Origin of the sequence: Enterobacter quasimori (assembly GCF_018597345.1) — a bacterium.
Taxonomy (GTDB): Bacteria; Pseudomonadota; Gammaproteobacteria; order Enterobacterales; family Enterobacteriaceae; genus Enterobacter; species Enterobacter mori.
Map to the genome: position 1 here is coordinate 731,051 of NZ_JAHEVU010000003.1, position 9,092 is coordinate 740,142.

Below are 9,092 nucleotides of genomic sequence, written 5' to 3' on the forward strand. Positions count from 1 at the left end.
GGCTTTTTTCATTTTGGGGACCTGTCATGGCTGAACCGCAGCTGCTGTTGAATTACACCGGACATTTGCCAGAGTGCCCGACGTGGAGTGCGGAAGAGAATGCACTCTACTGGGCGGATATTCTGGAAGGGGAGATCCATCGTTATCATCTGCCCACGGCCGAACATACCGTGCTCTCTTTTCACGAAGAGGTGGGCTGTTTCGCGCTGCGCGAGCGTGGCGGGTTTATTGTGGCGATGCGTACGGGGATCTGGCTGACCGATAAACATGGCCTTCTCCGACGCAAGGTGTGCGACAACCCGTCCAACCCGCAGCTTGCTCGTTTTAACGATGGGGGCACCGACCATCTGGGACGGTTCTATGCAGGCACCTTCTGGGGCCCGGGGGATTATAACGGTGCCATGCTGATGCGTATCGATAACGACCTGACGCCGAAGGTGATCCAGTGCGATATCCATGGGCACAACGGCCTGGCGTTTAGTCCGGATAAGCAGTGGATGTTTACCTCCGACACGCCAAACGGTGTGATCTACCGTACGCCGCTTGATGAGCAGGGCGAACCCGGCAAGCGCGAGGCGATTCGCCGGTTTAAAGAGGGCGAAGGGATACCGGACGGCGCGGCGATGGATGTGGAAGGCTGCTACTGGAGCGCGCTGTTTGACGGCTGGCGCATCGCGCGTTTTTCACCGCAAGGGGAGCTGCTGGAGGAGTATCGCATGCCGGTACGCTGCCCGACGATGGTTTGCTTTGGCGGCGATGATATGAAAACGCTGTTTATTACCACCACGCGGGAAAATATGGAGGCGGAGGAGGTGGAGAAATATCCGCTCTCCGGGGCCATCTTCACCCTGCCGGTTAACGTGGCAGGGATGAAGAAAAGTCGATTTATCGAACGTTAAGCCGGGTCAACCGGGACCACGTTCTCGCTCGGGTAGCAGCCGAGCACCTTCATGGAGCGGGTGATCTCGCCGAGTTCGCGCAGGGCTTTCTGCATGGATGCAGATTCCAGGTTGGCCTGGATATCGAGGTAGAACATCTCTTCCCACGGATTACCGTGGATCGGACGTGATTCCAGCTTCGTCATGATCAGGTTGTGGTTACGCAGTACCAGGAGGGCTTCAACCAGTGCGCCTGCCTGCTGGCCGGTGGCCATAAGCAGGGTCGTTTTTGCCGGAACCTGATCCGAGACATCAATCGCTTTACGCGCCAGCACCACGAAACGGGTGATGTTTTGCGTCTGGTTTGCCAGGTTGCGTTCCAGCACCTGTAAACCATACAGCGCGCCACCCGCTTCGCTGCCGAGCGCGGCGACGGTGGGGGAGTTAGCCTGCGCCACTTTTTCCATCGCCGCCGAGGTGCTTTCGGTGTACTCAATTTTCCAGTTCGGATAGTGGTTCAGGAACTGACTGCACTGCTGGAACGGTTGAGGATGGCTGTAAACCGTCTCAATTTTACTTAAATCCGTTGAGCCGGAGACCAGCACGCAGTGATCGATAGGGATTGTCAGCTCGCCAACCAGCGACAGGCTGGTGTGCTGCAGCAAATCGTAGACGTCGTTGATGGCACCGGAACTGGTGTTTTCAATCGGCACCACGGCGTAATCCGCCTGGCCGGTTTCTACCTGGTTAAAAATATCGGCAAACTTCGCGCAGCCGCTTTCAATAAATTCTTCGAAATGGCGAGCGGCATACTGACGTGCGGCCAGGTGAGAATAGGAGCCCTTTGGCCCGAGGAAAGCGATACGCGCAGAGTGCGGATTGGTTTTATTGAGATGCTGCTGGAGTAGCGCTTGCTGGGTCAGGACGGAGTCTTCGATGATGAGCTGGAACAGCCGGGTGATGTAGTGGGCATCGAGATGATGCGCTTTGCCGAGCTGAATGAGACGTTCCAGCAGATCCCGCTCGCGGTCGATATCACGGACCGGACGATGGGAGTCCAGCTTGGCTTTGCCCACTTCAACGGCGAGGGCGCGGCGTTCGGCCAGCAGCGCCAGCAGTTTCTCATCCAGCGCGCTGATTTTTACGCGCAGATCCAGTAACGGGTTTTCCGGTGTCATAGTGTTGCCTGTCTCATCTTATCGTTATCAATAAAAAAGGCCCCCCGGTGTGGGAGGCCTTGTTGTTCGTCTTCGCATTCTTTATCACACGACGAAACGCCTCCCGTTCAGGGGAAGGTAAAAAAGAATGCGAAGAAGAACGGCGTGAGTTTCATAAAGTCATCCTGTGAGTGATAACGTTAAAGTACCCGTACTGTTTTCATCCTGTCAATAAAAAACAAAAAACGCGCCCGAAGGCGCGTTGGCGGTACACTCAATTTAAAGGATTACTCTTCTTCAACTTCTTCCGCGAAGCTGGCGTCTTTCACCGACGTTGTGGCGCGACGGGCTTCACCTTTGTGTTGCACTTTATTGAGCTGCCGTTCCAGCTTGTTGATCAAATCGTTAATTGCGGTGTACATATCCTCATGTTTTGCGCTGGCGACCAGATGGCCGTTTGGAGTATTGATAGTTGCGTCAGCGATGAAACCCTGCGGCTCCTTGGACAGGATGATATGTGGATTAATCAAATGTGTTTGCCATTTATCCAGTTTGGCGAGACGGTCTGCGACGTGCTGGCGAATTGCCGGAGTAATTTCCATTTGTTTACTGGTAATGTTCATTGTCATAAATTTTACCTCTTGTCTTTCCGTCTTGGTGATTCCAGCATACCCGACCTAATGTCAAAATGTGTGATTTAGATCACGTTATTTTGTCGGTTTTTGTCAGGGAATGTTTTTTGTGAGGCAGGGCAGGAAGAGGTGAGATTTACCTTGTAGAAGGCATAAATTGGGGCCATAGTTGACAGGATGTGTTGAGGGTAACGCGCTTCAGCGACGCTCAGAAACGAATAAAAAAACGGCAGCCTTCGGGCTGCCGTTTTGCATTGAGGCAAAATCAGGTGTTGCTGCTGTTCGCGGCGATGATTTTCGCCACTTTTTCAGCCTGAGTGGTCATCTGCATCTGACGGTAAGCATTTTCCATCAGCTTCAGGCCATCGCGCGTTGCCTGAGTATCCGGGTAATCACGCAGCATTCCTTCTACGCGGTTAACCACGGCAACCCATGCGCCACGGCGGGTATAATATTCCGCCACGGAGTATTCATATTTCGCCAGACGATCTTTCAGGAACACCAGACGCTTGGTGGCATCGGTAATGTACTGACTGTTAGGGTAGCCACGCACCAGCTTGGAGAAGTCATTGAAGGCGTCGCGCGCATGCTGCGGGTCACGGTCGGAACGATCCACGCCGAAGAAGCCCTGCAGCGCACTGTCGTCCAGCGCCATGTTGGTGAGGCCGCGCATGTACATCACGTAGTCGATGTTAGGATGAGTCGGGTTCAGACGCATGAAACGATCGATGGTTGCCTGAGCCAGCGGCAGATCGGCATTTTTATAGTATGCGTAGATGAGATCTAACTGTACCTGCTGCGAATACGGACCAAATGGATAGCGATTATCCAACGCTTCCAGTTGCGTTATCGCCTGTTTCCAGTTACCGTCCTGCAACTTTTGTTGTGCAGTCGCATAGATTTCATTCGGCGGATTGTCAGGGACCTGTTCATTTGAACCGGAGCAGCCCACCAAAGCCAGGCTCAACGTGGCCGCTGCCACCAGATATTTCATGCGCGTCATGACGTTTTGACTTTCCTCAAATGTTTGTCCGGGAGAAACTCTGTTCCTGCTCCCGATTAAGACCAGCTACAATAGCACACTATATTAAACGGCAAAGCCGTAAAACCCAACGTTAAACGAAGAAGCAGTTTATGGCACAACGAGTAGAACTCACCGCAACAGTCTCCGAAAATCAGCTCGGTCAACGCTTAGATCAGGCTTTGGCCGAATTGTTCCCTGATTATTCGCGTTCACGCATAAAAGAATGGATCCTTGACCAGCGCGTGATGGTAAACGGCAAGATCTGGGACAAACCAAAAGAGAAAGTGTTAGGTGGGGAAGCTGTCGCCATCAATGCTGAAATCGAAGAGGAAATCCGCTTCGAGCCGCAGGATATCCCACTGGACATCGTCTATGAAGATGATGACATTCTGGTGATCAACAAGCCGCGCGACCTGGTTGTTCACCCGGGTGCGGGAAACCCTGACGGTACGGTACTTAACGCACTTCTCCATTACTATCCGCCGATCGCGGATGTTCCGCGCGCGGGCATCGTGCACCGTCTGGATAAAGACACTACCGGTCTGATGGTGGTGGCGAAGACCGTTCCTGCTCAGACACGTCTGGTGGAGTCGCTGCAGCTGCGCGAAATCACCCGTGAGTATGAGGCGGTAGCCATTGGGCATATGACCTCTGGCGGGACGGTAGAAGAGCCTATCAGCCGTCACCCGACCAAGCGAACCCATATGTCGGTGCATCCGATGGGTAAACCGGCGGTGACGCACTATCGCATTATGGAGCATTTCCGTATCCATACGCGTCTGCGTCTGCGTCTGGAGACCGGACGTACCCACCAGATCCGCGTGCATATGGCCCACATTACCCATCCGCTGGTGGGGGATCAGGTCTACGGTGGTCGTCCTCGTCCGCCTAAAGGCGCATCGGATGAGTTCATCAGCGTATTGCGTAAATTCGACCGTCAGGCGCTGCACGCAACCATGCTGCGTCTTTACCATCCTATCACCGGCATTCAGATGGAGTGGCATGCGCCTATCCCGCAGGATATGGTGGACCTTATTGACGCCATGCGTGCCGATTTCGAAGAACATAAGGATCAAGTGGACTGGTTATGACCAAACTGATTGTCCCGGAGTGGCCATTGCCTGCCGGCGTGGCTGCCTGCAGTTCAACCCGTATTGGCGGTGTTAGCCAGGGCGCGTGGGCGTCGTTGAACCTCGGTGCGCACTGTGGTGACAACCTGGAACACGTGGAAGAGAACCGCAGGCGTCTGTTTGCTGCGGGGAACTTGCCGTCGAAGCCGGTCTGGCTGGAACAGGTTCACGGCAAGGCGGTGCTGAAGTTGACGGGGGAACCCTATGCTTCTAAACGCGCTGATGCCTCTTACAGCAATACTCCGGGAACCGTTTGTGCCGTAATGACCGCCGATTGTCTGCCTGTGCTGTTCTGCAACCGCGCAGGCACCGAGGTGGCTGCAGCACACGCGGGCTGGCGTGGGCTATGCGAAGGCGTGCTGGAAGAAACAGTCGCCTGCTTTAAGGATGAGCCCGCCAATATTATGGCCTGGCTTGGCCCGGCTATTGGTCCTCGCGCTTTTGAAGTGGGGCCGGAGGTTCGCGAAGCCTTTATGGATGCAGATCCGCAAGCGGTGGACGCCTTCCTGCCTTCTGGAGATAAATATCTGGCCGATATTTACCAGCTTGCGCGTCAGCGCCTGAATAATGTCGGCGTGACGCAGATCTTTGGCGGCGATCGCTGTACCTTCACCGAAAAGGGTGATTTTTTCTCTTATCGCCGCGACAAGACGACGGGCCGTATGGCAAGTTTCATTTGGCTGATATAACCTAAAGAATCAAGACGATCCGGCACGTGCCGTTTTCTTTTCACATAATTCAGGTCATTAACCTTGAATAATTGAGGGATGACCTCATTTAATCTCCAGTAGCAAATTTGACCTGTAATGGGAGGAGTTATGCGTCTGGATCGTCTTACTAATAAATTCCAGCTTGCTCTCGCCGATGCCCAGTCCCTCGCACTGGGGCACGACAACCAATTTATCGAACCTCTTCATTTAATGAGCGCCTTGCTGAATCAGGAAGGGGGATCGATACGTCCTTTATTAACGTCCGCTGGCATTAATGCTGGCCAGTTACGCACCGCTATCGATCAGGCGCTGAGCCGTTTACCGCAGGTCGAAGGGACCGGCGGCGACGTTCAGCCGTCGCAGGATCTGGTCCGCGTGCTGAACCTTTGCGACAAGCTGGCGCAAAAACGGGGTGACAACTTTATTTCGTCAGAGCTGTTTGTTCTGGCGGCGCTTGAATCACGCGGTACCTTGACCGACCTGCTGAAATCTGCCGGTGCGACCACCGCCAATGTGACTCAGGCGATTGAGAAAATGCGCGGAGGTGAAAGCGTGAACGATCAGGGAGCCGAAGACCAACGTCAGGCTTTGAAGAAATTTACGGTCGATCTGACCGAACGCGCTGAGCAGGGCAAACTTGACCCGGTGATTGGCCGTGATGAAGAAATTCGTCGTACCATTCAGGTACTGCAACGTCGTACCAAGAACAACCCGGTACTGATAGGTGAACCGGGTGTCGGTAAAACCGCCATTGTTGAAGGGCTGGCCCAGCGTATTGTGAACGGTGAAGTGCCGGAAGGCCTTAAAGGCCGCCGGGTGCTGGCGCTGGATATGGGCGCGCTGGTGGCCGGTGCGAAATACCGCGGGGAGTTCGAAGAGCGCCTGAAAGGCGTGCTTAACGACCTGGCGAAGCAGGAAGGCAACGTCATTCTGTTTATCGATGAGCTGCATACCATGGTTGGTGCCGGTAAGGCAGACGGCGCGATGGATGCCGGGAACATGCTGAAACCTGCGCTGGCGCGCGGTGAACTTCACTGCGTCGGTGCCACTACGCTGGATGAGTACCGTCAGTACATTGAGAAAGATGCTGCGCTGGAACGTCGCTTCCAGAAAGTGTTTGTTGCCGAGCCAAGCGTTGAAGATACCATCGCTATCCTGCGTGGTCTGAAAGAGCGCTATGAACTGCACCACCATGTGCAGATCACTGACCCGGCCATCGTTGCGGCAGCGACGCTTTCGCATCGTTATATCGCTGACCGTCAGCTGCCGGACAAAGCGATCGACCTGATTGACGAAGCGGCATCGAGCATTCGTATGCAGATTGACTCGAAACCGGAAGAGCTTGACCGACTCGACCGACGCATTATTCAACTCAAGCTGGAACAGCAGGCGCTGAAGAAAGAATCTGATGAGGCCAGTAAGAAACGCCTGGATATGCTCAATGAAGAACTGGACGATAAAGAGCGCCAGTATTCAGAGCTTGAAGAAGAATGGAAAGCCGAGAAAGCCTCTCTTTCTGGGACCCAGACGATCAAAGCTGAGCTGGAACAGGCAAAAATTGCCATTGAGCAGGCGCGTCGTGTCGGTGACCTGGCGCGTATGTCTGAATTGCAGTACGGCAAAATTCCTGAGCTTGAGAAACAGCTTGAGATTGCGACGCAGTCCGAAGGCAAAACGATGCGCTTGTTACGTAATAAAGTGACGGATGCTGAAATAGCTGAAGTGCTGGCGCGCTGGACCGGTATTCCCGTGGCGCGCATGCTGGAAGGCGAGCGTGAGAAACTGCTGCGCATAGAGCAGGATCTCCACAATCGTGTGATTGGGCAAAACGAGGCGGTTGAGGCTGTTTCCAACGCGATTCGTCGTAGCCGTGCGGGGCTTTCCGATCCTAATCGTCCAATCGGTTCGTTCCTGTTCCTGGGGCCAACCGGTGTGGGTAAAACCGAGCTGTGTAAAGCGCTGGCTAACTTTATGTTCGACAGCGACGACGCGATGGTGCGTATCGACATGTCCGAGTTTATGGAGAAACACTCCGTCTCGCGTCTGGTCGGTGCGCCTCCGGGATATGTCGGTTATGAAGAGGGCGGTTACCTGACGGAAGCGGTTCGCCGTCGTCCTTATTCCGTCATCCTGCTGGATGAAGTGGAAAAAGCACACCCGGATGTGTTCAACATCCTGTTGCAGGTGCTGGATGATGGGCGTCTGACGGACGGGCAGGGAAGGACAGTCGATTTCCGTAATACGGTAGTGATTATGACGTCGAACCTGGGTTCCGATTTGATTCAGGAACGCTTCGGCGAACTGGACTACAGCCATATGAAGGATTTGGTGCTGGGTGTGGTAAGCCATAACTTCCGTCCGGAGTTCATCAACCGTATTGATGAAGTGGTGGTCTTCCATCCTCTGGGTGAGAAACACATCGCGTCGATTGCGCAGATTCAGCTGCAGCGTCTTTATAAACGTCTGGAAGAGCGTGGATATGAAATCCACATTTCGGATGATGCGCTGAAGCTGCTGAGTGAGAATGGTTACGATCCTGTTTATGGTGCGCGTCCGTTAAAACGTGCTATCCAGCAGCAGATCGAAAACCCGCTGGCACAGCAAATCCTCTCCGGGGAGCTGGTTCCGGGCAAAGTTATCCGTCTGGAAGCCAACGACGATCGCATTGTGGCAGTGCAGTAAGTCACAAAATGCAAAAACGGGCCGCTTGCGGCTCGTTTTTGTTTAAAAACCAGGCGAAAATTGAGGTCTGGGATGTGATTCGCCTGGAAAGTGAGCAGTCGGTAAATAATTTTCACTTTATCCTTGCAGGTTCGGAATTACTCCCTATAATGCGCCTCCACTGACACGGAACAACGGCACACACGCCGCCGGGTCAGCAGGGAAAAGCGAAAATAAACGCTTGACTCTGAAGCGGGAAAGCGTAATATGCACACCCCGCGCCGCAGCGAAAACGAAGCGGCACTGCTCTTTAACAATTTATCAGACAATCTGTGTGGGCACTCAAAGTGACATGGATTCTTAACGTCCTCGGACGAAAAATGAATACCAAGTCTCTGAGTGAACATACGTAATTCATTACGAAGTTTAATTCACGAGCATCAAACTTAAATTGAAGAGTTTGATCATGGCTCAGATTGAACGCTGGCGGCAGGCCTAACACATGCAAGTCGAGCGGTAACACAGGGAGCTTGCTCCTGGGTGACGAGCGGCGGACGGGTGAGTAATGTCTGGGAAACTGCCTGATGGAGGGGGATAACTACTGGAAACGGTAGCTAATACCGCATAACGTCGCAAGACCAAAGAGGGGGACCTTCGGGCCTCTTGCCATCAGATGTGCCCAGATGGGATTAGCTAGTAGGTGGGGTAATGGCTCACCTAGGCGACGATCCCTAGCTGGTCTGAGAGGATGACCAGCCACACTGGAACTGAGACACGGTCCAGACTCCTACGGGAGGCAGCAGTGGGGAATATTGCACAATGGGCGCAAGCCTGATGCAGCCATGCCGCGTGTATGAAGAAGGCCTTCGGGTTGTAAAGTACTTTCAGCGGGGAGGAAGG

At 53.8% G+C, this 9,092-nt stretch carries 8 protein-coding genes, 1 rRNA gene and 1 other annotated feature; of the genes, 5 read left to right on the forward strand and 4 right to left on the reverse strand.

Features of this window, described 5'->3' with window-relative positions:
- Nucleotides 1-26: 26 nt before the first annotated feature.
- Nucleotides 27-899: an SMP-30/gluconolactonase/LRE family protein gene (locus tag KK102_RS15630; RefSeq protein ID WP_126544789.1), complete on the forward strand. Its 873-nt coding sequence runs from the start codon at nt 27-29 to the stop codon at nt 897-899.
- Here the strand turns inward: KK102_RS15630 and pheA are convergent.
- The 4 genes from pheA to bamD form a co-directional block, all read right to left on the reverse strand.
- Nucleotides 896-2,056 (reverse strand): bifunctional chorismate mutase/prephenate dehydratase, encoded by a 1,161-nt coding sequence (gene pheA / locus KK102_RS15635; protein WP_126544788.1) that lies wholly within the window; start codon nt 2,054-2,056, stop codon nt 896-898. The two genes, KK102_RS15630 and pheA, sit on opposite strands and share 4 nt — an antisense overlap.
- A 30-nt stretch (nt 2,057-2,086) precedes the next feature.
- Nucleotides 2,087-2,212, reverse strand: a sequence feature (Phe leader region).
- A complete protein-coding gene (gene pheL, locus KK102_RS15640) occupies nt 2,164-2,211 on the reverse strand; it encodes a pheA operon leader peptide PheL (RefSeq protein ID WP_100249759.1) in 48 nt (15 codons plus the stop codon). It overlaps the preceding feature by 48 nt.
- Before the next feature lie 110 nt (nt 2,213-2,322).
- Nucleotides 2,323-2,664 (reverse strand): ribosome-associated translation inhibitor RaiA, encoded by a 342-nt coding sequence (gene raiA / locus KK102_RS15645; RefSeq protein ID WP_008502470.1) that lies wholly within the window; start codon nt 2,662-2,664, stop codon nt 2,323-2,325.
- Nucleotides 2,665-2,932: 268 nt separating this feature from the next.
- On the reverse strand, nt 2,933-3,670 hold the full coding sequence (bamD, locus tag KK102_RS15650; RefSeq protein WP_216357962.1) for an outer membrane protein assembly factor BamD: 738 nt from the start codon (nt 3,668-3,670) through the stop codon (nt 2,933-2,935).
- A gap of 131 nt (nt 3,671-3,801) precedes the next feature.
- Here bamD and rluD point away from each other — a divergent pair, with 131 nt between their 5' ends.
- From rluD to KK102_RS15670, 4 genes are all read left to right on the forward strand, one after another.
- The gene (gene rluD, locus KK102_RS15655) at nt 3,802-4,782 is read left to right on the forward strand and encodes a 23S rRNA pseudouridine(1911/1915/1917) synthase RluD (RefSeq protein WP_008502468.1); all 981 of its coding nucleotides are present in this window, start codon (nt 3,802-3,804) and stop codon (nt 4,780-4,782) included.
- Nucleotides 4,779-5,510, forward strand: coding sequence for a purine nucleoside phosphorylase YfiH (yfiH, locus tag KK102_RS15660; RefSeq protein WP_216357963.1), 732 nt, complete (start codon nt 4,779-4,781; stop codon nt 5,508-5,510). Before rluD ends, yfiH begins: the two co-directional genes overlap by 4 nt.
- A gap of 129 nt (nt 5,511-5,639) precedes the next feature.
- The gene (clpB, locus tag KK102_RS15665) at nt 5,640-8,213 is read left to right on the forward strand and encodes an ATP-dependent chaperone ClpB (protein ID WP_216357964.1); all 2,574 of its coding nucleotides are present in this window, start codon (nt 5,640-5,642) and stop codon (nt 8,211-8,213) included.
- Nucleotides 8,214-8,640: 427 nt separating this feature from the next.
- Nucleotides 8,641-9,092 (forward strand): 16S ribosomal RNA (locus KK102_RS15670); the annotation flags it as partial.